21 protein-coding genes and 1 riboswitch are annotated in these 24,821 nt (G+C 70.0%); of the genes, 14 read left to right on the forward strand and 7 right to left on the reverse strand.

Translation table 11 applies throughout. From position 1 onward, the window contains the following. The first annotated feature begins 20 nt into the window (after positions 1–20). Together ABD235_RS04535 and ABD235_RS04540 are read left to right on the forward strand one after the other, a co-directional pair. Positions 21–827 (forward strand): metal-dependent hydrolase, encoded by an 807-nt coding sequence (locus tag ABD235_RS04535; protein ID WP_344169790.1) that lies wholly within the window; start codon positions 21–23, stop codon positions 825–827. After that, positions 824–1,549 (forward strand): leucine-rich repeat domain-containing protein, encoded by a 726-nt coding sequence (locus tag ABD235_RS04540; protein ID WP_344169793.1) that lies wholly within the window; start codon positions 824–826, stop codon positions 1,547–1,549. The genes ABD235_RS04535 and ABD235_RS04540 overlap by 4 nt, the downstream gene beginning before the upstream one ends. Here the strand turns inward: ABD235_RS04540 and ABD235_RS04545 are convergent. From ABD235_RS04545 to ABD235_RS04555, 3 genes are all read right to left on the reverse strand, one after another. Beyond that, positions 1,543–2,052, reverse strand: coding sequence for a hypothetical protein (locus ABD235_RS04545; RefSeq protein ID WP_344169796.1), 510 nt, complete (start codon positions 2,050–2,052; stop codon positions 1,543–1,545). The two genes, ABD235_RS04540 and ABD235_RS04545, sit on opposite strands and share 7 nt — an antisense overlap. A 68-nt stretch (positions 2,053–2,120) precedes the next feature. After that, positions 2,121–3,302 (reverse strand): neutral zinc metallopeptidase, encoded by a 1,182-nt coding sequence (locus ABD235_RS04550; RefSeq protein WP_344169799.1) that lies wholly within the window; start codon positions 3,300–3,302, stop codon positions 2,121–2,123. A 128-nt stretch (positions 3,303–3,430) separates the two neighbouring features. Further along, the gene (locus ABD235_RS04555; protein ID WP_344169803.1) at positions 3,431–4,603 is read right to left on the reverse strand and encodes a neutral zinc metallopeptidase; all 1,173 of its coding nucleotides are present in this window, start codon (positions 4,601–4,603) and stop codon (positions 3,431–3,433) included. Between the two features lie 347 nt (positions 4,604–4,950). Here ABD235_RS04555 and dapA point away from each other — a divergent pair, with 347 nt between their 5' ends. The 3 genes from dapA to ABD235_RS04570 are packed head-to-tail and all read left to right on the forward strand — an operon-like array spanning position 4,951 to position 8,597. Next, positions 4,951–5,853, forward strand: a complete 903-nt coding sequence (dapA, locus tag ABD235_RS04560; protein WP_344169806.1) for a 4-hydroxy-tetrahydrodipicolinate synthase — start codon at positions 4,951–4,953, stop codon at positions 5,851–5,853. Further along, on the forward strand, positions 5,850–7,544 hold the full coding sequence (locus ABD235_RS04565) for a ribonuclease J (protein WP_344169808.1): 1,695 nt from the start codon (positions 5,850–5,852) through the stop codon (positions 7,542–7,544). Before dapA ends, ABD235_RS04565 begins: the two co-directional genes overlap by 4 nt. Positions 7,545–7,568: 24 nt before the next feature. Then, the gene (locus tag ABD235_RS04570; RefSeq protein ID WP_344169810.1) at positions 7,569–8,597 is read left to right on the forward strand and encodes a LacI family DNA-binding transcriptional regulator; all 1,029 of its coding nucleotides are present in this window, start codon (positions 7,569–7,571) and stop codon (positions 8,595–8,597) included. Here ABD235_RS04570 and ABD235_RS04575 read toward each other — a convergent pair. Then, positions 8,590–9,672 (reverse strand): fatty acid desaturase family protein, encoded by a 1,083-nt coding sequence (locus ABD235_RS04575; RefSeq protein WP_344169812.1) that lies wholly within the window; start codon positions 9,670–9,672, stop codon positions 8,590–8,592. The genes ABD235_RS04570 and ABD235_RS04575 overlap by 8 nt on opposite strands. Before the next feature lie 116 nt (positions 9,673–9,788). Then, positions 9,789–10,499 (reverse strand): ANTAR domain-containing protein, encoded by a 711-nt coding sequence (locus tag ABD235_RS04580; protein WP_344169815.1) that lies wholly within the window; start codon positions 10,497–10,499, stop codon positions 9,789–9,791. Positions 10,500–10,633: 134 nt separating this feature from the next. Here ABD235_RS04580 and ABD235_RS04585 point away from each other — a divergent pair, with 134 nt between their 5' ends. After that, the gene (locus tag ABD235_RS04585) at positions 10,634–12,166 is read left to right on the forward strand and encodes an alkaline phosphatase D family protein (protein ID WP_344169818.1); all 1,533 of its coding nucleotides are present in this window, start codon (positions 10,634–10,636) and stop codon (positions 12,164–12,166) included. A gap of 47 nt (positions 12,167–12,213) precedes the next feature. Next, a complete protein-coding gene (locus ABD235_RS04590; RefSeq protein ID WP_344169821.1) occupies positions 12,214–14,265 on the forward strand; it encodes a prolyl oligopeptidase family serine peptidase in 2,052 nt (683 codons plus the stop codon). A 74-nt stretch (positions 14,266–14,339) separates the two neighbouring features. Here ABD235_RS04590 and ABD235_RS04595 read toward each other — a convergent pair whose 3' ends face one another. Next, a complete protein-coding gene (locus tag ABD235_RS04595; protein ID WP_344169824.1) occupies positions 14,340–15,707 on the reverse strand; it encodes an aminotransferase class V-fold PLP-dependent enzyme in 1,368 nt (455 codons plus the stop codon). Between the two features lie 15 nt (positions 15,708–15,722). After that, a riboswitch (SAM riboswitch) is annotated at positions 15,723–15,836 on the reverse strand. Positions 15,837–15,971: 135 nt separating this feature from the next. On the opposite strand from ABD235_RS04595, the gene ABD235_RS04600 reads away from it, so the two are divergent. The 3 genes from ABD235_RS04600 (at position 15,972) to ABD235_RS04610 (ending at position 18,156) form a co-directional block, all read left to right on the forward strand. Continuing rightward, positions 15,972–16,688 (forward strand): hypothetical protein, encoded by a 717-nt coding sequence (locus tag ABD235_RS04600; protein ID WP_344169827.1) that lies wholly within the window; start codon positions 15,972–15,974, stop codon positions 16,686–16,688. A 25-nt stretch (positions 16,689–16,713) separates the two neighbouring features. Then, positions 16,714–17,229: a DinB family protein gene (locus tag ABD235_RS04605; protein WP_344169830.1), complete on the forward strand. Its 516-nt coding sequence runs from the start codon at positions 16,714–16,716 to the stop codon at positions 17,227–17,229. 156 nt (positions 17,230–17,385) lie between these two features. Continuing rightward, entirely contained in the window at positions 17,386–18,156 is a 771-nt protein-coding gene (locus ABD235_RS04610; RefSeq protein WP_344169833.1) for a DUF4184 family protein, read from the forward strand. Here the strand turns inward: ABD235_RS04610 and ABD235_RS04615 are convergent, their stop codons facing one another. Then, entirely contained in the window at positions 18,157–19,323 is a 1,167-nt protein-coding gene (locus ABD235_RS04615) for a hypothetical protein (protein ID WP_344169836.1), read from the reverse strand. It abuts the gene before it with no gap. Between the two features lie 505 nt (positions 19,324–19,828). Here ABD235_RS04615 and ABD235_RS04620 point away from each other — a divergent pair. From ABD235_RS04620 to ABD235_RS04635, 4 genes are all read left to right on the forward strand, one after another. Continuing rightward, positions 19,829–22,456, forward strand: a complete 2,628-nt coding sequence (locus ABD235_RS04620; protein ID WP_344169839.1) for an FtsK/SpoIIIE family DNA translocase — start codon at positions 19,829–19,831, stop codon at positions 22,454–22,456. Between the two features lie 545 nt (positions 22,457–23,001). Next, positions 23,002–23,676: a hypothetical protein gene (locus tag ABD235_RS04625; RefSeq protein ID WP_344169843.1), complete on the forward strand. Its 675-nt coding sequence runs from the start codon at positions 23,002–23,004 to the stop codon at positions 23,674–23,676. 86 nt (positions 23,677–23,762) lie between these two features. After that, a complete protein-coding gene (locus ABD235_RS04630; RefSeq protein WP_344169846.1) occupies positions 23,763–24,521 on the forward strand; it encodes a helix-turn-helix domain-containing protein in 759 nt (252 codons plus the stop codon). A gap of 59 nt (positions 24,522–24,580) precedes the next feature. After that, positions 24,581–24,778, forward strand: coding sequence for a hypothetical protein (locus tag ABD235_RS04635; RefSeq protein ID WP_344169849.1), 198 nt, complete (start codon positions 24,581–24,583; stop codon positions 24,776–24,778). Positions 24,779–24,821 lie beyond the last annotated feature (43 nt).

Below are 24,821 nucleotides of genomic sequence, written 5' to 3' on the forward strand. Positions count from 1 at the left end.
GATGGGGGTGGGGCGCCGTGATGGGGCGTTCGCATGCGTTGTCCGGCTGGTGCGCGGGACTGGCCGTCGCGCCGTTGGTGGGACTGACGTCGGTGGCCGAGGTGGTGCCGTTCGCCGCCGCGACCGCGGGGTACGCGCTGCTGCCCGACCTCGACCACCCGGGCGCAAGCGCGTCGCGGTTGCTCGGTCCGTTGACTGGCTTCGTGTCGAACGTGATCCGCGCGTTCTCCGCACTGCTCTACTCGCTGACCAAGGGACCGCGCGACGAGGACAGCACGGGTCAGCACCGGCACTTCAGCCACACGGTCGTCGCGGCCGTCCTGCTCGGCTTCGCGACGTCGAGCGCGGGCGCGGCCGGTGGCTGGCGGACGGTGCTCGCGATCGCCTTGCTCGGGCTGATCCTCGCGGCCGACGTCCTGGGGGACTGGGTCCTGCTGGTCGTGATCGCGGCCGGCGGCTGGACGATCATCGGCGGCTGGCTGCCCGGTACGTCGGCGGTCGAGGCGCTGCGCGGCGGTCTGGACGGCATCGGCAGCTGGATCGGCGTGGCCGTTGCCCTCGGCATGTTCGTGCACTGCCTCGGCGACAGCCTGACCCGCTCCGGCTGCCCGTGGCTGTGGCCGCTGCCGATCCGCGGCGAGACCTGGTACGAGATCCGCCTGCCGAAGCTGCTCCGCTTCCGCACCAACGGCCCGGTCGAGAACCTGCTGATCGCTCCGGCGCTGGTCGTCGGTGGTGTGCTGCTCCTGCCCGGTGCGCTGGCGATCGCCGCGGATCTCGCCGCGAGGATCTGGTCGACGACCTCGGTCTGGATCGCCGGCGGATGAGCCGCACGGTCAACCTCGGCGGCACCGGCCTCACCGAAGTACCGCCGCTTCACGCCGGGATCCGTGAGTTGTACCTGCACGACAACAAGCTGACCGCGCTGCCGGACTGGATCGGCGACCTTCCCGAACTGCGGATCCTCGACCTCAGTCACCAGCCACTCACCGCGTTGCCGGATGCACTCGGCCGCCTGAGCAGCCTCGAGTTCCTGTACGTCAGTGATCTCGCCATCCAGGTGCTGCCCGATGCGATGGGTGAGTTGAGCTCGCTCCGCTACCTCGGGGCGACCGACAACAACCTGCCCGTGCTGCCGGAGTCGCTCGGCCGGCTGCGGGAGCTGGTCGAGCTGCGGTTGTACGGCAACCAGCTAACCTCGCTGCCGGAGTCACTTGGTGGGCTGACCGCCTTGCGGGAGTTGCACCTCGATCGGAATCCGCTGGCCGGAGTGCCGGGGACGTTCGACCAGTTGTCGGAGCTGCGCGTGGTGAGCTTGCGCGGTACTGCGCTGACGGAGTTCCCGGTGGCGTTGAGCCGGCTGCCGCGGCTGCGACAGCTGGACCTGCGCGCCAACCGCATCACCTGGCTGCCCGACCTCGGACCCGACACCTTTCCGGCGTTGGAGAAGCTCGACCTACGCTGGCTCGACCTGCCGGTGGTGCCCGAGTGGGTGCACCAGCTGGAGCGCCGCGGCTGCCTGGTCTACCGGACGGCTGCAGGTCAGTAGTCCTGCGGCCGACCGCTCAGGTACGACGGGACGCCGCGTCCCTCGAGCGCGGCGGCGAAGCGCTGCTGGTTGCGGGCGCTGGGGAGAACTTCCAGCACCACCAGCGGAATCGCGAGCACCGCACCGATCAGCACGACCCAGTAGCTGTCGACGACGAAGGCCAGCGGGATCGAGATCAGGAACACCGCCTCGCACACCGCGAACCGCAGGAACGTGGAGGACGTGAACCGCCGCCAGGACTCCGCCTCGACATCGGCCGGCCGGTCCCCGTGCTCGAGCGGGACCGCGCGGAAGCCGATCAGCTCGCAGACCGAGTACGCGCCGACGGCCGCGGCCACGACGGCCAACGGTGCCCAGACCGCTGGGAACGGACCGATCCCGTCGGGGGCGAGCACGAACCAGAGCACGACGGTGATCATCGGGATCGCCAGCAGCATCGCGCGGACGACCAGCGTCAGCGAGGTGGCGGCGGCCGGGCGGGGTGCGTTCAGCGGGTTCGACACGGGGCAGACGTTAGCGGCTCGTGGAGTCCACCTGGAGTGGACACCACGAGCCGCTCGACTACTGGAACTCACGCGTCGGGCGCGACCAGCTCCGGCAGCTTCTGGTCGAACAGCGAGGCGAAGGTCAGCGACGGCAGAACGTGTCCCTGGTTCGCCGCGTTGGCGGCGACGCTGTAGCCCCAGGCGGCCGAGCGCAGCCGCTGGTTCGGCGTACCGTGGTGGTTCGCCGAGGTGAAGCCGCAGTCGCCGAGCTGGAAGAAGACCTGGTTGAACTCCTGGATCCGCTTGGCCTGCAGCGCGTCACCGCGGGCGTGGGTGAGGAAGTAAGCCCCGAACGCGTCGGCCATCAGCTCGGTCCGCCGGGTCGCCTCGGGACCGGTCAAGGTCGTCCGGAACAGGTCGCGCTGGAACTGCACGTGGTGCCCGTACTCGTGAGCCAGCACGGCCTGTGCGGTGACGTCGGCGAAGCCGAGCGCCTGGAACCCGGCCAGTACGCCGTCGCCCATCACGATCTGCGGAGGCACCACCCCGAAGCCCGGGATGGTCAGGCCCTGGAAGGCGAAGGCGTTGAAGGTGAAGTACGGGTGGTTGCCGAAGCGGAACTTCGGTTGGTTCATCGCGGTCGCCACCTCGTCGGCCCAGGCGGTTGCGATCGATGCCGGCAGGCCGTAGCCGACGTTGAAGACGCGGAACAGCTTGGCCCGGTCGGTCAGCATCGCGCCGTGCAACGGCGTCAGCCGGATCGCCGTCGAGTCGATGTCCCAGAACCGGCCGAGGTCGCGGAAGGTGTGGGTGACCGGCCTGGTGAACTCGCCGGAGACGCCGTACGAGGATCCGGCGTCCTGCGGCCACAGCACCGCGTCGTTCAGGACCGGGTCGAGGCTACGGATGACGGCGGCGAGGTCGCGGTCCTCAGGTGTCCAATCCGCGCTCTGGGCATTGAGCCAGGTCCGGACCGGGGTGGCGGCGTTGCAGCTGTAGGCGCTCGGGTCGATGACCTCGTCGACGGCGCCACCGAGGCCGTCGAGGTCGAGCGACGTCTTGAGCTGGGCCGCGACGGTCGACGTCCCGGCGGTCAGGGTCTTCAGCTCGGCAGCGAGTGCCTTGGTCTCGGCGGGGGTGAGGCCGGACGTGGCCCGGGCCTGCGAGGTGCCCGCGGCAGTGGCCAGGGCGGGCGACGAGGTGGCCGCGAGACCGCCCGTCAGCGCCAGCGTGAGCAGAGTCGCGGAGGCCGCGAGGGACTTCTTCATGCCGTGCTCCTTGGTGAACAGAGGTGAGATGCGCGCAGGGGGAGGCTCGTGGGTGACCGACTCAGGGAGGTGGCGCTCGGTCACCCACGAGCGGGGGAGGGGCTCCGTGCCGGGCCGGAGCCGGAAGGTCAGTTGGCGTCGGGGGCGACGAGCTCCGGCAGCTTCGCGTCGAAGCGGGCGGCGACCGTCAGGCTGGGCAGGATGTGGCCCTGGTTCGGAGCGCTGGTGACGAGGCCGTAGGCCCAGGTCGCCGTCCGGGCGCGCTGGTTCGGGGTGCCGTGGTGGCCGTCGCTGGCGAAGTCGCAGTCACCGATGCCGTAGAACACCTTGTTGAACAGCTGCACGCGCTTCCACTGCATGCTCGCGCCACGGGAGTGAGCCAAGTAGTAGGACCCGAACGCGTCGGCCATCAGCTCGATCCGCCGGGTCGCCTCCGGGCCGGTCAGCGGTGAGTCGAACAGGTTGTCCTCGTACTGGACGTGGTGGCCGAACTCGTGGGCCATGATCGCCTGCGGCGCCACGTCACCCAGCCCGAGCGCCTGGTGCGCCTGAAGGATCCCGTCGCCCATCACGATCATGTCCGGCAGCGCGGCGAGCGCCGGGTCCGGGTCGCCGGCACCGGTGAAGGCGTAGGCGTTGAGGCTGAGCAGTGGGTTGTTGCGGATCTTCGGCTGCGACGCCCAGGTGGAGAACAGGTCGGCGAAGTACGCGGAGTCCACTTCGTTGCGGTGCAGCACGGTCCGGAACGTCAGGTACAGCGCGTCGCGGTCGGCCATGATCGCGCTGTGCATCGGCCGCAGCTGGATGTCGGCGGACCGGATGTCCCAGAACGGCCGCAGGTCACGGAAGGTGTGCGTGACCGCGGTGGTGAACTCGCCGTTGAGCCCGTAGCCGGCGTCCGGCGTGGTGTCGACCATGCTGGCGTAGCCGGGGATGTTCAGCAGCAGGGCGACGAACGCGTTGAGCTTGTCGTCGAAGGTCCAGTCGGTGATGGTGGCGGCCGCCCAGTCGGACAGGGCGGTGCTGGGCGAGCACTCGTACTGGCTCGGGTCGATGGCGCGCAGGACGGCCGCCTGCAGGGCAGGGACCTCGTGGACACCGAGCCGCTCGTTGGCGGCGGTGGCCGCGTCGAACACCTCGCTGCCGACCAGACGGCGAGCCTGGTCGGCGAGCGACTCGGTCGTGGCGGTCGCCGCGGCCGGGGCGGCGTCCAGGGTCGTCGCGGCCTGGGCGGGACCGCCCACGAACGCGGTCAGCGTGACAGCGGCGATGGCGATCGGCCAGGCCAGATGCTTGTTCATGGTTCTCCTCCAGTACGCCGGGGGGCAGGTCCGGCTGGGACTAGGCATCAGCCTGCGCGCGGCCCGATCAGGTGGCGATACTCAACGGCTGTCGGAATCCGGCATGGCAGAAAGATGACCCTGACACCGTTGTGCCGCCGACTCGGGCCGAATTTCGCTGCGGAGAGTGAAACCGATCGACGGAGCGTGTTTCCAGAAAGTTTTTCTGACTTTTTGCCCGGAAGCTGTAACGACTCCTGGGCCCGGCCCGATAGGACGAGTGAGCCTGGTGGCTGCCCGGACCCCCGAGCGGACAGCCACCAGGCCTACTCATTTCCTGAGGCGCTCGGAGCGGTAATCTGACCCCCATGTCCTCAAGCGCATCCTCGCCGCCTTTCGGCCGGCTCACCACCGCGATGATCACCCCGTTCAGGCCGGACGGATCGCTGGATCTCGACGCTGCGCAGAAGGTCGCCGGGTACCTGGCCGACCAGGGCAACGACGCACTGATCGTCAACGGCACCACCGGCGAAGCGCCGACCACCTCCGACGCCGAGAAGGACCAGCTGGTCCGCGCCGTCCTGGAAGCCGTCGGCGACCGGGCGCAGGTGATCGCGGGCGTCGGCACCAACGACACCGCGCACACGATCGAGCTGGCCAAGGCCGCCGAAGCCGCGGGCGCGCACGGGCTGCTCGTCGTCACGCCGTACTACAACAAGCCCCCGCAGGAAGGCCTGAAGGCGCACTTCACCGCGGTCGCCGACGCGACCGGTCTGCCGAACCTGCTGTACGACATTCCCGGCCGGGCCGGTGTCGAGGTGCGGACCGAGACGCTGATCGCGCTGGCCGACCACCCGCGGATCGTCGCGGTCAAGGACGCCAAGGGCGACGTCGCCGCGGCCACCAAGGTGCTCGCGAACACCGACCTCGCGTACTACTGCGGCGCCGACGAGCTCAACCTCGCCTGGCTGTCGATCGGCGCGGTCGGCATCGCCAGCGTCGTCGCGCACGCCGCGAGCCCGCAGTACCGGCAGCTGATCGACGCCGTCGTCGCGCAGGACCTGGTCACCGCCCGCGAGCTCGACCGGCAGCTGATCCCGGCCGTCGAGGCGATCATGACCCGGACCCAGGGCGCGATCATGGTGAAGGCCGCGCTCAAGCTGCTCGGCGTGATCGAGCACGCCGCCGTACGGCTTCCGCTGATCGAGGCGACTCCCGCGCAGACCGATGCGCTGACCACGGATCTCAAGACGTCAGGACTGGTTGCATGAGCCATCCCCACCCCGACCTGTCCGCCCCCGAACCACTGGCCCCCGGTGCCCTGCGGGTGATCCCGCTCGGCGGCCTCGGCGAGGTCGGCCGCAACATGACCGTCTTCGAGTACGACGGCAAGCTGCTGATCGTCGACTGCGGCGTGCTCTTCCCGGACGAGAACCAGCCCGGTGTCGACCTGATCCTCCCGGACTTCCAGCCGATCCGGGAGCGTTTGGACGACATCGTGGCGGTCGTCCTGACGCACGGCCACGAGGACCACATCGGCGGCCTGCCGTACCTGTTGCGTGAGCGCGGCGACATCCCCGTGCTCGGCTCGCAGCTGACGCTGGCGCTGCTCGAGGGCAAGCTCAAGGAGCACCGGCACCGCAACGTGCCGCAGCAGACCGTCGCCGAGGGCGAGACGGTCCGGCTCGGTCCGTTCGAGTGCGAGTTCGTCGCGGTCAACCACTCGATCCCGGACGCGCTGGCCGTGGCGATCCGGACGCCGGCCGGCCTGGTCCTGCACACCGGTGACTTCAAGATGGACCAGCTGCCGCTGGACAACCGGATCACCGACCTGAACGCGTTCGCCCGGCTCGGTGACGAGGGCGTGGACCTGTTCTGCGTCGACTCGACGAACTCCGAGGTGCCCGGGTTCACCACCCACGAGCGCGACATCGCGCCGGTGCTCGACCGGGTCTTCACCAACGCCCGGAACCAGCGCATCATCGTCGCCTGCTTCGCCAGCCACGTGCACCGCGTCCAGCAGGTGATGGACGCGGCCGTGAAGCACCGCCGCAAGGTCGCGTACGTCGGCCGCTCGATGGTCCGCAACATGGCGGTCGCCCGGGACCTGGGCTTCCTGAAGGTGCCCGGCGACACCCTGATCGACATGCGCGAGCTGGACGACTACCCGCCGGAGCAGGTCGTCCTGGTCTCCACCGGGTCGCAGGGCGAGCCGATGTCGGCGCTGTCGCGGATCGCGGCCAACGACCACCACGTCGTCCACATCCAGCCCGGCGACACCGTCGTGCTGGCCTCGTCGCTGATCCCCGGCAACGAGAACTCGGTCTACCGGGTGATCAACGGCCTGACCCGGCACGGTGCGAACGTCATCCACAAGGGCAACGCGCTGGTGCACGTGTCCGGTCACGCGTCGGCCGGTGAGCTGCTCTACTGCTACAACATCGTCAAGCCGCGCAACGTGATGCCGGTGCACGGCGAGATCCGGCACCTGCACGCGAACGCCGAGCTGGCCCGGCAGACCGGCGTACCGGCCGAGAACGTCGTGGTCGTCGAGGACGGCGTGGTGGTCGACCTGGTGGAGGGGAAGGCGGTCGTCGCGGGCAAGGTCGAGTGCGGGTACGTGTTCGTCGACGGGTCGACCGTCGGCGACATCACCGAGACCTCGCTGAAGGACCGGCGGATCCTCGGTGACGAGGGTTTCATCTCGGTGATCGCCGTGATGGACTCCGTGACCGGCAAACTGACCGCTGGACCGGAGATCCAGGCCCGGGGCTTCGCCGAGGACGACACCGTCTTCGACGACCTCAAGCCGAAGATCGAGGCGGAGATCGAGAAGGCGATCGGGAGCGGGGTGGACGACATGTACCAGTTGCAGCAGGTCATCCGCCGCGTGGTCGGCAAGTGGGTCAGCGACACGCACCGTCGCCGGCCGATGATCATCCCCGTCGTCGTGGAAAGCTAAGGGCTTCTAGGGGAGGGGTGGGCCGTGAGTATCACTGGCGTCAACGGAGCGGGGCAGCGCCGGCCCACCATGAAGGAGGTCGCGGCCCGCGCCGGGGTGGCCTTGAAGACCGTCTCCCGGGTGGTGAACGAGGAACCCAACGTCAGCCCCGAGCTGACCGCGAAGGTCCAGGCCGCGATCAAGGAGCTGAACTACACGCCGAACGAGTCGGCCCGGATGCTGCGCCGCGGCCGGACCGGCACGATCGCCGTGGTGATCCGCGACATCGGTGACCCGTTCTTCGCCTCGCTGGGCCGCGCGGTCGAGCTGTGGGCCCGGGGCAGCGGCTCGGTCGTGATGATCGGCCTCACCGACGAGGATCCCGAGCGCGAGCGCGACGTCTGCCTGGAGTTCGTGGCGCGGCGCCCGGACGCGCTGATCATGGCGCCGATCGGGGAGACGCAGGACTACCTCGCGCCGCACGTCGACGCCGGGATGGCGGTCGTCACGATCGACCGGCCCGCGCACGGCATCGAGGCCGACGCCGTCCTGGCCGACAACGCCGGCGGCATCGACCAGGCGATCGACCACCTGGTCCGCCAGGGCCACCGGCGGATCGCGTACCTCGGCGATGACGAGCGGATCTTCACCGCGCGCGAACGCGTCGTGGCCTACCGCGCGGCGATGGCCCGGCACCGGATCGAGGTCGACGAGGACCTGGTCCACCTGTCCGAGCCGACCACCGAGGGTATCGGGATCACGCTGTCCGCCGTACTGGATCGTCCGGAGCCGGCGACGGCGTTGCTCTCGGCCAACAACATGACCACCGCCGAGGTGCTGCGCGGCATGGCCGGCCGGCGGGACCGCGTCGCTCTGGTGTCCTTCGACGACCTGGCTCTCGGCGACCTGCTCAGCCCGGGCCTGACCGCGGTGGCCCAGTCGGCCGACGTGATGGCCCGTACGGCGATCCAGCTGATGACCGAGCGCCTGCCCGAGCCGCACCGACCGGGACGCACGGTGCGCGTCCCGGTCAAGCTCACGATCCGCGGCTCAGGGGAGATCCCGCCTAGCTAGTGGCGGGTGCGCGCATGGCCGCCGACAGCGGGCACTGGAACGGGTCGCGGGCGCGGAGGCCGACGTTGTTGAGGTAGTCGATGACGATCCCGTAGGACTCGAAGAAGCCGACCTCGGTGTACTTCACCTTGTGCTTGGCGCAGTACTCGCGGACGATCGGCCGGACGTGCCGCAGGGTCGGCCGCGGCATGCTCGGGAACAGGTGGTGCTCGATCTGGTAGTTCAGGCCGCCCATCAGGAAGTCGACGACGACGCCGCCGCGGATGTTGCGCGACATCAGGACCTGCCGGCGCAGGAAGTCGAGCTTCATGGTGGCCGGGACCAGCGGCATGCCCTTGTGGTTGGGGGCGAAGGAGGCGCCGAGCATGACGCCGAACAGAGCGAGTTGCAGGCCGAGGAACGCCGCGGCCTTGCCGGGCGGAAGCAGCAGGAACAGGACGGTGACGTAGCCGGCCAGGCGGGACACGACGAGCCCGGCCTCGATCCGCTGGAGCTTGGTCGCGTCACGCCGGATCAGGTGCTGGAGGCCGGCGACGTGCAGGCTCAGGCCTTCCAGCGTCAGCAGCGGGAAGAACAGCCAGCCCTGCCGGTCGCCGAGCCACTTGACCAGACCGGTCCGGCTCGCGACGTGGTCGGGGGTGAACGCGACCACGCCGATGGCGATGTCCGGGTCCTTGCCGAGCTGGTTCGGCGCGTTGTGGTGCTTGCTGTGCTTGCCGCGCCACCAGTCGATGCTCATCCCCGCCAGGCCACCGGCCAGGATCCGGGCCGTCCAGTCGTTCCACGCGGCGGAGTCGAAGATCTGCCGGTGCGCGCTGTCGTGGCTGAGAAAGGCGACCTGGGTCAGCACCATGGCCAGCGCGCCGGCCATCAGCAGCTGGAACCACGAGTTGCCGAGCAGGATGAACCCGGTGACGATCCCGCCCAGCGAGAGCAGCACGAGCCCGATCCGGGTCCAGTAGTACCCGTACCGTCGCTTCAGCAGTCCGAGGTCGCGGACCGTGTGGGACAGGTCGGTGTACAGACTGGTGAATCGCTGCTGCGGCCGTGAATCGTCGATGACGGTCTGCGACAAAGAAAACGCCTCGTTCCCTGGTAGTGCATCAGTCGATGCGCTACCGGGTCCGGGGCAGCGCCACGAGTAAGTGGCTGTCTGACCCCAACGGAACCACGGCGGAGCGCGACACGCAACTAATGGGCCAGCAGTGCAGAGGTTCGCAGTGATCCTTCCAACACTCCCTGGGCCACGGTGGTCAGTCCCTGGCCGGTCCCGCGGGCGTAGGAACGCATCGCCGCGAAGGCCGCGTGCAGGGTCAGACCGGCGCGTTCGGCCAGCATTCCCTTCGCCTGCTCGATCAGGACCCGGCTGTCCAGGGCGTGCTGCAGCTGAGCGGTGAGCTCGACGTAGCCGCGCATCTCGCGCTCGTGCAGGAGGCCGATCGTGGCCATGTCGGCCAGCGCCTGCCCGAGCGAGGCCTCGTCCGGGTCCAGCGGAGCGACGTCGTACCGGAACAGGTTCATCGCCCCGATCACCTGGCCGCGCAACCGCAGCGGGAGGGCGTGGGCCGACTGGTACCCGCCCGCGGTGGCCGTCGCCGCGAACTCCGGCCAGCGCGAGATGTCCGCGTCGACGACCGGCAGCCCGCTCCGGAAGCAGTCCAGGCACGGTCCCTCGTCCTGCTGCAGCTCGAACAGCTCCAGCAGCTCGGCCTGGTCGTCCGACGACGCCATCACGTGCAGTACGCCGTGGTCGTCGGCCAGCATCAGCCCGGCGGCGTCGACCGACAGCAGCTCGACCGTCGCCTCCGCGAGCATGCCGAGGAAGTCGACCAGGTCGAACTCGTCGACCAAGGTGTCGGCCAGCTCGACGAAGACCTGCGTAAGGCGTCGTTCCCTGCTCATGCGCAGATCGTCCCTTCCCCGGCAACTGTCTCCATCATCGGGCCTGCCACAAGCCCGGACCAACGTGTCTGAGTTGTCAGTCAGTTCGCCTCGCGGTCACGCGGCGGTCACCCGCGAGGAGCACCTTCGGACCCATGAACCTGAGCCGCCGCCAGCTCCTGGCCGCATCCTCCGTGGCGGGCGCCTCGCTCGCCGTACCGGGTGTCGCTTCCGCCGCCGTACCGTCCGTCGTCCGCCGGGACCGCCCGGCGCTGCCGTCGGGCCTGATGAGCGGGGACGTCACCGCGAACTCCGCCGTGGTCTGGTCACGCACCGACCGCCGGTCCCGCCTTGTCGTCGACCTGACCAGCACCGGCCGCTTCGACCGGGCGATCCGGCTCCGCGGCCCGGTCACCGGGCCGGACGACGACTTCACCGCCCAGCTGCCGCTGAAGGGCCTGCGGCCGGGGCAGCGCTACGACTACCGGGTCTCGTTCGAGGACGCTTACGGCCGGCGCGGCGAGAGCCTCGAGGGATCCTTCCGTACGCCGGGCCGCAACCGCGGCGTCAGCTTCGTCTGGACCGGCGACACCGTCGGCCAGGGCTGGGGCATCAACCCGGACCTCGGCGGCATGATCGCCTACCGCGCGATGCACCGCACGAACCCCGACTTCTTCCTGCACTCCGGCGACAACATCTACGCCGACGGCCCGATCGAGGCGTCGGTGAAGCTTGCCGACGGCACCGTGTGGAAGAACGTGGTGACCGAGGAGGTGTCGAAGGTCGCCGAGACGCTCGCGGAGTACCGCGGCCGGTACAAGTACAACCTGCTCGACCACAACGTCCGGGACCTGTACGCCGACGTGCCGATCGTCAGCCAGTGGGACGACCACGAGACGGTGAACAACTGGTACCCGGGCGAGATCCTGACCGACGACCGGTACACCGAGAAGCGGGTGAACGTGCTTGCCGAGCGGGCGAAGAAGGCGTTCCTGGAGTACCTGCCGATCGCCCACCAGGGCGGCCGGGAGCGGATCTATCGCAAGGTCAGCCACGGCCCGCTGCTCGACGTGTTCTGCCTGGACATGCGGACCTACCGCGGCGCGAACCCGGCGCCGGGTCTCGCGGACCCGGTTGCGATGCTGGGCGCCGAGCAGGCCGCCTGGCTGGTCCGCGAGGTGGCCGCGTCGAAGGCGGCGTGGAAGGTGATCGCGAGCGACATGCCGCTCGGCGTACTGGTGCCGGACGGCTCGGAGATCGAGGCGGTGGCGAACGGCCTCGCCGGCGCGCCGGGTGGTCGCGAGCACGAGATCGCCTGGGTTCTCAGCCAGTTCAAGCGCCGCAAGGTGAAGAACACGGTCTGGCTGACCGCGGACGTGCACTACTGCGCCGCGCACCGCTACGACCCGTCGAAGGCCGCCTTCAGCGACTTCGACCCGTTCTGGGAGATCGTCGCCGGGCCGGTCAACGCCGGCACCTTCGGGCCGAACGCGCTGGACCCGACGTTCGGGCCGCAGTTGGAGTTCGTCAAGGCGGCCGACTTCCCGAACCAGCCGCCGAGCGGGGGCAACCAGTTCTTCGGGCACGTCGAGATCGACCCGCGCAGCGAGGTCTTCACGGTGTCGCTGCGGGACCTGTACGGCACGGTGCTCTGGCGCAAGGACCTCGAGCCGACCGGCCATCGGTAGGGAAAACCGTCGGCTCTGCGGGCCGGTGCCTCGGTAGGTTGGAACCCATGAGCGCCGAGTACCCGCAGAGCCGCCGCGACGACGTCGTCGACACCTTGCACGGCCGCGAGATCGCCGACCCGTACCGCTGGCTGGAGGACCCGGACTCCGCCGAGACCAAGGACTGGGTGACGCGGCAGAACGCGTTCACCGAGGCCGAGCTGTCGTCGTACGGCGAACGGCCGTGGTTCCAGGACACGATGAGCCGGATCCTGGCGCGGCCGCGGGCCGGCGTCCCGGTGCGCAAGGCCGGCTGGTACTTCGTCGGCCGCAACGACGGCACCCAAGCCCAGGACGTCGTTTACGTCGCGGAGTCGCTCGACGAGCTGCTCGCCGGCGGCCGGGTGTTGATCGACCCGAACACGCTGTCCGAAGGCGGTACCGACTCGCTCGGCAGCTTCACGGTCAGCCCGGACGGCAAGTACTTCGCGTACGGCATCAACGAGAGCGGCAGCGACTGGATCACGTTCCGGCTGCTCGACATCGCGACCGGCTCGCCGGTCGACGACGTGGTCGGCGAGGCCAAGTTCAGCGAGGCGACCTGGCTGCCGGACTCCTCGGCGTACCTGTACGTGCACTATCCGTCGGGCGGTCGCAGCGAGGGCACCGAGACCCGTGCACTCGGTGCGGGCGAGCTCAAGCTGCACCGGGTCGGCACTCCGCAGAGCGAGGACGAGCTGATCCTGCGGCTGCCGAACGAGCGGCTGTACTTCGACGTCGACGTGACCGAGGACGACCGGTACGTCGTGCTGCACATCTTCGAGGGCACCGACCCGCGGACCCGGCTGTGGCTCTACCCGTTGCAGGACGGCGGGCTCGGTGAGCCGGTCAAGGTGATCGACGAGTTCTCGGACGAGGCGCTGTTCGTGCGGATGGACGGCGATCGGCTGATCCTGCGGACCGATCGGGACGCGCCGCGCGGGCGGGTGGTCTCCAGTGACCTGTCGGGTGCCTTTGTCGATGTGATCCCGGAGAGCGCGGCGACGCTGGTCGAGGTGCTGGGGACAGCGGCCGGGCTGGTCACGGTGTCGCTGGTGGACGCGCAGCCGGTGGTCACGCTGTACGACGTCTCTGGTGGCAACGCACGGGTCGTTGAGGTGGGCGCTGGTGGGCTGGTGGGGCTCAACGCCTCGGTGAAATCTTCTGAGGTGTTCATCGGGTTTTCCACGTCTGTGGAGCCGACTCTCTCCTACGTGCTGGTGGACGGCGCGGTGCGAGCTCTGCCCGAGCTGGTCCCGGCTGGTGCGTCGTACACACCGCCTTCCGTAGTGGTGGAGCGGCGGGTCGAGCCGGGCCGATCAGTGCCTTACTACGTGATCAGCCGCAGCGACCTGACGCTGGACACACCGCGGCCCACGCTGCAGTGGGGGTACGGCGGCTTCCGGATCCCGGTGTTCCCCGACTACCGGCCGGGCTGGGCAGCCTGGCTGGCAGCTGGGGGAGTGCTGGTGGTCACCAACCTGCGGGGCGGTGGCGAGTTCGGCAGCGAGTGGCACGACGCCGGGCGGCTGGCGAACAAGCAGAACGTGTTCGACGACTTCATCGCGGTCGCCGAGGACCTGGTCGCTCGGGGAGTGACCACACCAGCGCAGCTGGCGATGCACGGTCGCAGCAACGGCGGTCTGCTGGTCGGAGCGGTGATGGCCCAGCGGCCGGACCTCTTCGCCGTCGCACTGCCGGGCGTCGGCGTACTGGACATGCTGCGGTTCCACCTGTTCACCGTGGGAGCGGGCTGGGCGTCGGACTACGGTCTGCCCGACGACCCGGCCCAGTTCGAGGACCTGCTGGCCTACTCACCCCTGCACAACCTGCACGACGGTACGGCGTACCCGGCCACACTCGTGGTCACCGGTGACCACGACGACCGGGTGGTGCCGCTGCACAGCCACAAGTTCATCGCCGCGCTGCAGCACGCGCAGGCGGGGGACGCTCCGGTGCTGACCAGGGTCGAGGTCGACACCGGCCACGGATTCGGGAAGCCCGCGGCCATGGTCGCCTCGGAGTGGGCCGACCTGCTGGCGTTCGCCGCTCACCACACAGGTCTTTCACCGGAGCTGTAGCACTGGACTTGGAGTGCCCGGCCTCCCCGAGCGGTGGGGCGGCCTCCGTGGGCGGTTGGTCAGTTGGTGGAGGTTCACCAGATCTGCGGGGCCTCGAGGTCGCGCGGGTCGTCGGCCGGCTGGCAGCCGTGCGCGGACTCCTCGTAGTGCCGGCTGAGGCCCTTGGTCGCCAGCGTGCGGACCGCGGCGACCAGGCGGTCGATGTGCTCCCGGGTCGTGCCGAGGCCGAGGCTCGCGCGGACCGCCGTACCGTGCTCGGGGGAGTCCTGCAGCAGGTGGCCGACCAGCGGGTGCGCGCAGAACTTGCCGTCGCGGACGCCGATGCCGTACTCGGCCGAGAGGGCCGCACTCGTCAGGGTCGAGCTGATTCCGGCGACGGTGAAGCACACCGTGCCGACGCGGTCGGCGTCCGCACCGAAGATGTCGTACGTCGTGACGCCGTCGATCTGCGCCAGACCGGTCCGCAGCCGGGCGAGCAGGCTGCGCTCGTGCTGCTCGATCGCCTCGCGGTGCTGGCTGATCGCGGCGCAGGCAGCGGCCAGGGCGATCGCGCCGATGACGTTGGGGGAGCCGCCCTCGTGCCGGGACGGGCCTTCGTTCCAGACCGTGGCATCGGCGGTGACGGAGGCGGTGGCGCCGCCGCCGTACAGGTAGGGCTCGGCCGCGTTGAGCCAGTCGGCCCGGCCGATCAGCGCGCCGGCGCCGTACGGGGCGTAGAGCTTGTGGCCGGACAGGGCGACCCAGTCGACGTCCAGCTCGGTGATGTCGACCTCGCGGTGCGGGGCGAGCTGCGCGGCGTCCAGGCAGATCCGGGCGCCGTGCGCACGGGCGACAGCGGCCAGCTCGGCGAGCGGGAAGATCTCACCGGTCACGTTGCTCGCGCCGGTCACGACGACCAGCCGCGGGCCCTCAGGTGCTTGGCGCAGTGCGTCGGCGACGGCGGTGACCGCACCAGTGCTGGTGGACGGAGCAGGGAGCCGGACGGTCCGCTCGGCCGGCCAGGGGAGGAGGGCCGCGTGGTGCTCGGACTCGAACACGATCACGGTCGCGGCGGCGGGTAGTGCCTTGGCGAGCAGGTTGAGCGCGTCGGTGGTCTGCCGGGTGAAGATCACCTGGTCGTCCTCGCGGGCACCGACGAACGAGTGCACCTCGGCGCGGGCCCGCTCGTACCACTGGGTGGTGATCCGGGAGGCGTAGCCGTTGCCGCGGTGCACCGACGCGTACGACGGCAGCGCGGCCTCGACGGCTCGGCGTACCGACTCCAGACACGGCGCGCTGGCGCCGTGGTCGAAGTTGGCGTAGTCGGTGACCCGGCCGTCGGCCAGCGGGACCAGGAGGTCGGCGCCGACGGTGGCGGGGATGCTGCCGGTGGTGAGCCGGGTGACGGCCTGGCGCGTCGCCGTGGTGGCGTTGGCCGGCTCGAGAATGGAGAGGATCGACATGCTGCTGCTCCCGGAAGTCCGCACTTGCCGAACGGGGTGTCCGCACGGCCTGGTCCTCACCCGGGGCACCCCACCGCGGTGGAGGGTTGCCGTCCAGCTAGCCGGGGCTTGTCGCTGGCTCTCATGACCTGCCGAAGACGATAGGCAATGCTGCGGTGGATGCGCTAGCAGCTATCTCGTCCCCTGAGATTCTGTGCCACATTCTGAGATTGGGAACCTTCCGGAGCGGCGGTTGCATCTGAGTCGGTGATGGGGGTGGTGACGATGGCGTGGTGGGGACGGCCGAAGTGCCCGGTCCGGCCCGAAGAGCAGGCGTGGATCGAGGAGTCGCTCGACTGGCTCGTGAGCTCGTTCGGGTCCGACGTGCTGATGCGTCCGGTGGTGCTGCCTGGGGCGTCGTTCTTCCCGCCTGGGTACGCCGGGTCCGAGGCGGACGTGCGCGCCGTCTTCGCAACCGTCGCGGGGCTGGTCGGCGTACCGGTGGAGCGGGTGGTGCTGGAGCTCGAGCCGGACGACGCGATGGACGAGCTGATCGACGGGCTGCCGGTGGAGATGCGGTCGCGTGGTGCAGCGGCGCACTGGCGGCGGCGGGACGGTGTGTCGGTGATCACGGTCGAAATGGCGAAGGCGCGGCAGCCGGTGGCGCTGGTCGCGACGATCGCGCACGAGCTGGGGCACGAGCGGTTGCTGGGCGAGGAGCGCCGCGACCCGGACCGGCGCGATGACGAACCGATGACCGATCTGTTCACGGTCTTCTTCGGGTTTGGTGTGTTCAGTGCGAACGCCGCATTCGAGTACAGCCGGTCGACCACGGGGTGGCGGACCAGTCGGCTCGGCTATCTGACCGAGGCGATGTTCGGGTACGCGCTGGCGCGGTACGCGTGGCTACGTGGCGAGACGGAGCCGGACTGGGCTGGGTTGCTCGACACGAATCCGAGGACGTACTTGAAGCAGGGGCTTCGATATCTGAATGCGGACTGACCGGTTGGTGATGGAGGATGCGCGGATGACTTGGATCGCCCCTGCCGTCGACCGGCCGACCGGATCGCTCGTGGCTCCCGAGCGCGAGCTGCTCGCCGGGTACCTCGACTTCTACCGTCACACCCTGCTCGTCAAGTGCGCGGGGCTGAGTGCTGAGCAGCTCGCCCAGCGGAGTGCGCCGCCGTCGACGCTGTCGCTGCTGGGCCTGATCCGGCATGCGCGGAAGGTGGAGCGGATCTGGTTCCGGATCCACTTCGCCGACGTACCGGCTGCGCCGGTCTTCGATCCGGCGCTGGGCAAGGACGCGGACTTCGAGCTGATCGACGCGGCCGACGCGCAGGAGTCGTACGAGGCGCTGATCGAGGAGTGGAAGCTGTCCGACGAGGCGGCCGCCGGGCGGTCGCTGGACGAGCGGTTCACGTTCTCGGGGGAGGAGTCGACGCTGCGGATGATCTACATCCACCTGATCGGGGAGTACGCCCGGCACTGCGGGCACGCGGACCTGCTGAGGGAGCAGCTGGACGGGGTGACCGGGGCCTGAGTGGCTGGGCTGCTGATCTGCCGGGTTGCCCTCGCCGATATCTGCGCCTCCTGGCCGGTCCGGCCGCAGCTGTCTGCCGGGCCCGGTCGGTCCGGCCGCAGCTGTCTCCCCGGCCCGATCGGTTGCTTTGAGCCCCTAACCGCCTACGCTGCGGCCGTGCCCTTCCCGCTGGCCCACCCGGCCGCCGTCCTCCCGCTGCTGCGGCGTCCCTTCGTGGCCTCGGCGCTGGTCGCCGGCGCGCTCGCGCCCGACCTGCTGTACATCGGCCCGCTCTACACGTTCGCGACCCGCTACATCCACGGGAACTTCACGCTGACCCTCACCCACGAGTTCAGCTCGGCGTTCTGGCTGGACCCGCTCCTGGCGCTGGTGGCCCTGCTGATCTTCCACCTTCTGTTGAAGCGCCCCCTGATCGCCCTGGCGCCGCCGGCTCTCGCGGGCCGCCTTCCGGCCGCTGAGCGCCCTGGCTTCCTGTGGGTGGTCATCTCCGTGTTCATCGGCGGCCTGACCCACGTCCTGTGGGACTCCTTCACCCACGGCGACGGCTACTTCGTCCAGCACTGGTCGTTCCTCAGCACGGCCATCACCCCGACGTGGGACGTCAACCGCGTCCTCCAGTACGTCAGCAGCGTCGGCGGCGTACTGGCCATCGCCGTCTACCTGGTCTTCTGGTGGCGGCGCACCACCGCCCGGCCAGTGGGCGATGGGCTCGCGCCTGCAGTCCGGTACGGCGTACTGGCGGCCGCCTGCCTGCTTGCGCTGGCCTTCGCCGTTGTCGCCGTACGTCGTGCTGCCGCCGACTCCACCGACGAACTGGTCGGCGAGGCCGTCGTACGGTTCGCACTCACCGGCCTGGCGTCCGGCGCTGTCGCGGCGCTGGCCGTCTATGTGCTGGCCTGGCAGGCGTTCCGGCTGCGGCGTACCTGATCAGGTCCGGGCGCCGAGCAGCTGCACGTTGTTCCGGCCGTAGCGGTCCGGTGTCAGTGCCACCTCGCAGGTCCCGCTGCCGATACTGCACCGGATGATGCCGACCGGGGTGTTCTCGCCGGTGTCCACGACCATCAGCAAGTGGTCGTCGTCCTCCGCCACGGCCATCACGAACTGGACGCCGACCCACTGCCGCCGTACCTGCCCGGTGTCCGCGTCCAGCGCGGCAGTGAACGCCTCCGCCCCGCTGCCACGGAAGTCCTCGCTCGCCACCACGGTCCGGTCGTCCGGTGTGAACCCGTCCAGCGAGTACTTACACGTCCGGAACCTGCGCTTGCCGGTCTCGAGTTCGGTGACCGCGCTGCAGAACGTCTGCGCCGCGCCGCTGACGAAGTCGGCCGCCGCGGTGCCGGCCGTGTTCAGACCTTCGAACCCGTGAACGGTCTTCACCGCCGTCACCTTCCCGGACTTGGAGTCCCACCGGTAGTACGTCTCCGGCGCCGGGTAGCCCTTGCCCTCGGCACTGAAGTAGACGAGATCGCCGCGCACGGCCAGCACCTGAGTACGCCCGTACTCGGCCCGCTTCAACGACCGCTGGACCAGCTCGCTGTCCCGCGAATCGAGCCAGTAGATCGCGCTCTGCCCGTCCACGGCGTACGCCGCAAGGTCCTCCTCAGCCGACGACACCAGGCTGCTCACCCCCGGCACCCGACCGGCGCTGAACGCCTCCGCGTACGGCTCGACCCGCCGCAGCTCGGTCGACACCTCGCCGGTCCGAAGCACCGCGAGCACACCGCCGCCGAAACGCACAACCTGCTCGATCGGCTGCTTACCAGGCACCGTGAGATTCGGCCCGGTCCCACCTCGAACCACCCGGTCAACCATGAACGCCATCTGCGGCAGCTGCCCCAGCGGAAGCGAGCCAAGCTCGACCTTCACCTCGCTCGGAACACCGCTAGGAGTCGCCGCCGGACTGGTTGTTGTCGACGTCGGCGGTGTCGTCTGCAGCGTGTTGCTCGGCGTAGTCGTAGGCGCTCCACTCAGCGGCCCCGCAGCACTGACGCTGTCCTGCGGAACCCGCCGAACCGCCAACGTAGCCCCGGCAATCACCGCCGCCACCGTCAGCCCAGCCACCAGCACGATCAGCCGGACTCGCACGTTCTCCACCTAGCTACGCCCACCTTCGCCTCGACCCCAGCGCCGCGATCCCGCCCGCCACTCGCCGGCACCCCGACCTCGCCCCAACCACGCCGCGCGGCCTGCCGATCGCGCAGCCGGCATCCTCCGCTCGCCACCTCTGAATCGGATGCCGCCCACGCCCATTTAGTTGGCTCCAATCGGCCACGACTGCGATCCGACCCGCCGAACGAAGCTACACCGACCGCACCGAGCCAGCGGGTCAGAACCCAACCCGACGAACACGAGACGGCGCGACAGCGCAACGAGCCGGGCGAGCGGGCCATTTCGTCCCACCGCTTGCCGCCACGGGACGAGCAGACCTCCTCCTCCCACCCCGGCGGGGGCAAGCAGACCTCTCTCCTCCCACCCCGGCGGGCAAGCGGTCCTCCTCACCACTCCGCTGGGGCGGGCGCGCTGTGACGCGACGGATGGGGCAGCGTGACCGGCGTGTGACACGTGTGACTCGAGTGGTCCTCGGGGTAGCCTGCTAGGCATGGCGACCCGCACGTCTTCCCCGGCGCGGGCGCAGAAGTCGGCAGCCAAGCGCCCGAGTACGGCGCGCTCGGCGGCCGGTGGACGCTCCCGTCCGTCAGGCGCCCAGAAGCGTGGGCAGAGCGCGAAGCGCGGTGGTAGCACCGCCGCGCGGACCAGCACGCCCAGATCCGGCGGGGGAGCGGGGCCGTTCGCGGCCGCGATGATCGCCATCGGCCGTGGGCTGGTGAAGCTGTGGCTCGGCTTCGCCCACCTGCTCGGCAGCATCGTCCGCGGCGTCGGCAACGGCGCCCGCGACCTCGACCCCGCGCACCGCCGCGACGGCGCCGGCCTCGGCCTGATCGGCCTGTCCGTGATCGTCGCGGCCGCGATCTGGTGGAACCTGCCCGGCGCGGTCGGCAACGCGATCCGCACGGTGGTCAGCGGCAGCGTCGGCATGCTCGGCTGGGCCGTGCCGCTGATGCTGCTGTTCATCGCGCTGCGCACCCTGCGCCACCCGGACCGCAACGGCCCGGCCGGTCGCCAGGTGATCGGCTGGACGTCGATCTCGCTCGGCATCCTCGGCCTGGTCCACATCGCCCACGGCATCCCGCGGCCGAGCCAGGACGGTGACATGCCGCTGAAGGAGGCCGGCGGCGCGATCGGGTACGTGGTCTCCTCGCTCCTGTCCGACCTGCTGACGTCGTACGTCGCCTCCCCGCTGCTGGTGCTGCTCGCGATCTTCGGCGCGCTGGTCGTCACCGGGACGCCGATCTACGCCATCCCGCTGCGCGTGCGCGCCGCGTTCGACGTACTGCTCGGCCGGACCGAGATCCCCGCGGACGCGCCGTCCGCGCAGCCCAGCACCGACGACACCGTCCGGCTGACCCGCAAGGAGCGCCGGGCCAAGGCCGCGCTCGATGACGACGGCGACCCGACGGTCAAGCCGTACGACTCGCCGGTCCTCGAGGGCCGCGAGATCTCCAAGCGCGGCCGCAAGCCCAAGCCGCCGGTGGAAGACGACCCGTACGACGTCGACGGAGACGTGGACGCCGCCGACCCGATTGCTACCGCGACCGCCGCGGCTGCTTCGGCGAAGCCGTCCGGCAAGGGCGACTCCGCTCCGGAGCCGCCGCCCCACACGCCGCTGCCGCAGCGCGTCGAGCAGCTCAGCCTGTCCGGCGACATCACCTACACGCTGCCCGACGGCAACACGCTGAAGCCCGGTTCGGTGCACAAGGCCCGGACCAAGGCCTCCGACGCGGTCGTCGACCGGCTGACCGAGGTGTTCGACCAGTTCGGCATCGACGCCCAGGTCACCGGGTACACCCGCGGCCCGACGGTCACCCGGTACGAGGTCGAGCTCGGCTCGGCGGTGAAGGTCGAGAAGGTCACCGCGCTGTCGAAGAACATCGCGTACGCCGTCGCCTCGGCCGACGTCCGGATCCTGTCCCCGATCCCCGGCAAGTCCGCGATCGGCATCGAGATCCCGAACGTCGACAAGGAGATCGTCAGCCTCGGCGACGTGATCCGCTCCGCGACCGCCCGCAACGACCACCACCCGATGGTGGCCGGGCTGGGCAAGGACGTCGAGGGCGGCTTCGTGGTCGCGAACATGGCCAAGATGCCGCACCTGCTGGTCGCGGGTGCGACCGGCTCCGGCAAGTCGTCGTTCGTGAACTCGCTGATCACCTCGATCCTGATGCGGTCGACCCCGGACGAGGTGCGGATGATCCTGGTCGACCCCAAGCGGGTCGAGCTGAACAACTACGAGGGCATCCCGCACCTGATCACCCCGATCATCACCAACGCCAAGAAGGCCGCCGAGGCCCTGCAGTGGGTCGTCCGCGAGATGGACATGCGGTACGACGACCTCGCGGCGTTCGGGTTCCGGCACGTGGACGACTTCAACAAGGCGGTCCGCGGCGGCAAGGTGAAGCCGCCGCCGGGCAGCGAGCGCGTCCTCACGCCGTACCCGTACCTGCTGGTGATCGTCGACGAGCTCGCCGACCTGATGATGGTCGCCCCGCGCGACGTCGAGGACTCGATCGTCCGCATCACCCAGCTGGCCCGCGCGGCCGGTATCCACCTGGTGCTCGCGACCCAGCGGCCGTCGGTGGACGTCGTGACCGGCTTGATCAAGGCCAACGTGCCGTCCCGGCTGGCCTTCGCGACCTCGTCGCTGGCCGACAGCCGGGTCATCCTGGACCAGCCCGGCGCGGAGAAGCTGGTCGGCCAGGGCGACGGCCTGTTCCTGCCGATGGGCGCGAGCAAGCCGATGCGTATCCAGGGCGCTTGGGTCACCGAGAACGAGATCCGCTCGGTCGTCGACCACTGCAAGGAGCAGCTGCAGCCGACGTACCGCGAGGACGTCACCGCGGTGGCCGGCCCGAGCAAGGACCTCGACGACGAGATCGGCGACGACCTCGACCTGGTCGTCCAGGCGGCCGAGCTCATCGTCTCCACCCAGTTCGGTTCCACGTCGATGCTGCAGCGCAAGCTCCGGGTCGGCTTCGCCAAGGCGGGCCGTCTGATGGACATCCTGGAGAGCCGGGGAGTGGTCGGGCCGAGCGAGGGCTCCAAGGCCCGAGACGTCCTGGTCAAACCCGACGACCTAGAGGACTTCGTCGCCACCCTGCGAGGAGAGTGACCGTGCCGGCCCCAACCACCATCCCCCGTGAGCCGTCCGACCCCACCACCCCCGCCGCCCCCGACCTCCACCCCCACGGCCGCAGCGCCCAGCCCATCCCTCCGGCCCCCAAACGAACCACCACGCAGCCCAACAGCCGGCCAGCCTCCCAGCAGGCCCAGGGGGAAGGCACCCGCACCCCCAGGCCTGCCGCCGCCCCCGGCTCCCAGCCTGCGTACACCACTACGCCCGCCGAGGTCTCCAACTCCCAGGCCTCGAACCCCGTGTTCGCCGACGCTTCCGGCTCACAGGTCACCTCCAGCTCTGTACCTGCAACCGTCTCCGGCTTCCCGGCCGCCCTCAGACCGGTCCCGGTCGAGCCAGGCCTTTCCCCGTCGCGGCGCAGCTCGCGCCGTGGCTCCCCGACCCGAGACGCTCAGGCACGAGCAAACAGCAACACCAGACCGGATGCCTCCGCTGAAGCCCCCATCGGCTTTGCGGTGGGCGAGGCTCCGAGTCTGACTCTGGTCGGTGCGCAGGCGTCGAGCGGTTCGCGGGGAGGCCCGGTGCGGGTCCGCAACGAAACTCCGGTCGAGGCCCGAGCGACAGCGCCGGTGCATGACGAGCAGTTGGAAGCCCCGGGCGACGTCCCGGCGTACGAGGGTGAGGCATCGGTGCACGACACGCAGTTCGACGTCGAGGAGTTCGACGTCGAGCCCGAGGAACTGCTGCAGGAGTTCACAGTCCGCTCCTCGCAGAAGGTGCACGGCGGAATCGCGGTCGGCGCCCTCCTGGTGGCGATCGGGTTCGCGACCTCCGCGTCCACGTCACCGACCGGCGTACTGCGCTGGTTCGCCGCAGCCGCGTTCGCCGCTCTCGCCGTCGTGTGCGCCCGCGCGCTGACCGTGGGGGACATGCTGGTCGCCGACCGCGTCGGCATCCGCCTGCGGATCGGTGACGAGTGGATCGGCACCCGCTGGGAAGAGATCGAGGAAGTCACGGTCCTGCGCCGCAGGCACCCCCTCGACGACGGCCGGATCGCCGTCCACCTGCTCGATCCCGGACCCGTGCTCGCGGCGATGCCGGCCGCGACGCGCAGGACCACCGATGCGAACCGTCGGCTCACCGGGACCTCTCTCGCGGTACCGTTCGGGTTGACGGCACGGCCGTCGAACGGGGAAGTGGTACAGGCTCTGCACATGTTGGCGGACGCGAGATGTCCGGTCAGGGAACAAATCTGACTCTGCCGTGACCCCGTCGGGCCAAGGCCGTTGACTTGATGTCGGCGGATCGGTAAGCACACGGGCGGTGGAGAGGCGGTGGGAACGTGAGCATCGGCAGTGAGCTCACGGCGGCCCGCGAACGGGCGGATCTGACCATCGACCAGCTGAGCGCGGCCACCCGGATCAGAACCGGTCTGCTGGTCGCGATGGAAGCCGACGACTTCTCCCGGTGCGGCGGAAACTTCTACGCTCGCGGGCACATCCGCTCGATCGCCCGCGTGGTGAAGGCCGACCCGGCCCCGCTGCTGGCCGCGTTCGACGAGGCCTACCCGCCCAGCGAACCCGACCGCGCCCGCCGCGACGAACGCATCGAGCCCCGCAAACCCCGCCTGCACCCGGTCCGCCCCCGCTGGGCCGTCGTCGTCGGCGCGATCCTGGTCGGCCTGATGGGCTGGGGGATGGTTCGCCTGTTCACCCTCCCCAGCGACGTCGAGGCCAACGCCTCCCGCTCCGCCAGCCCCACTCCCGCGGTCACCACGCCCGCTCCCAAGCCCACAGACACCAAGCCCCCGCCCGCCAAGCCGTCGCCCCCCGCGAAGCCCAAGTCGGCCACCAAGCTCGTAGTAGTCCTCAAATCCACCGGCGAGGGCACGTACGTAACCCTTCGCAACTACTACGGCGAAGTCCTCTTCCAGGGCCTCCTCGGCACCGGTTCCACCCAAACCGTCACCTACCCCGGCTCCATCCGCGTCTCGGTAGGCGCCCTCAAGAACCTCACCATCACCATCAACGGCAAAAGAGCCGTCCCCACCGCCAAACGCTTCACCATCACCCCCACGGGCACCATCCAGAAGCCCACCTGACCGCTGCCCTGCCCGCCGCCACCAAAGACGGCGTTCGGCGGGGAGGACGCGCGGTCTGCGTGACGACGGCGTGCTGGCGCGGTGCTCCTGCTGCTTCCACGGTGCTGCGGCTCGCCAACGTGCTGATCCCGCGGCAGCGTCCTTGGGACGCGCTCTTCGACAAGGCCCTCCGGCGGTTTCGCCCGGCGTCGGCTTGTTGCCAGCCGCACATCTGCCCGACGCCGACGCCGGTGAAGCCGGCGCTGGCCAACCGCTGAGTGGCTGACTACCACCTGCGTCGAGCAGCGGGTGAGGTGGTTG

Origin of the sequence: Kribbella lupini (assembly GCF_039529595.1) — a bacterium.
GTDB classification, from domain to species: Bacteria; Actinomycetota; Actinomycetes; order Propionibacteriales; family Kribbellaceae; genus Kribbella; species Kribbella lupini.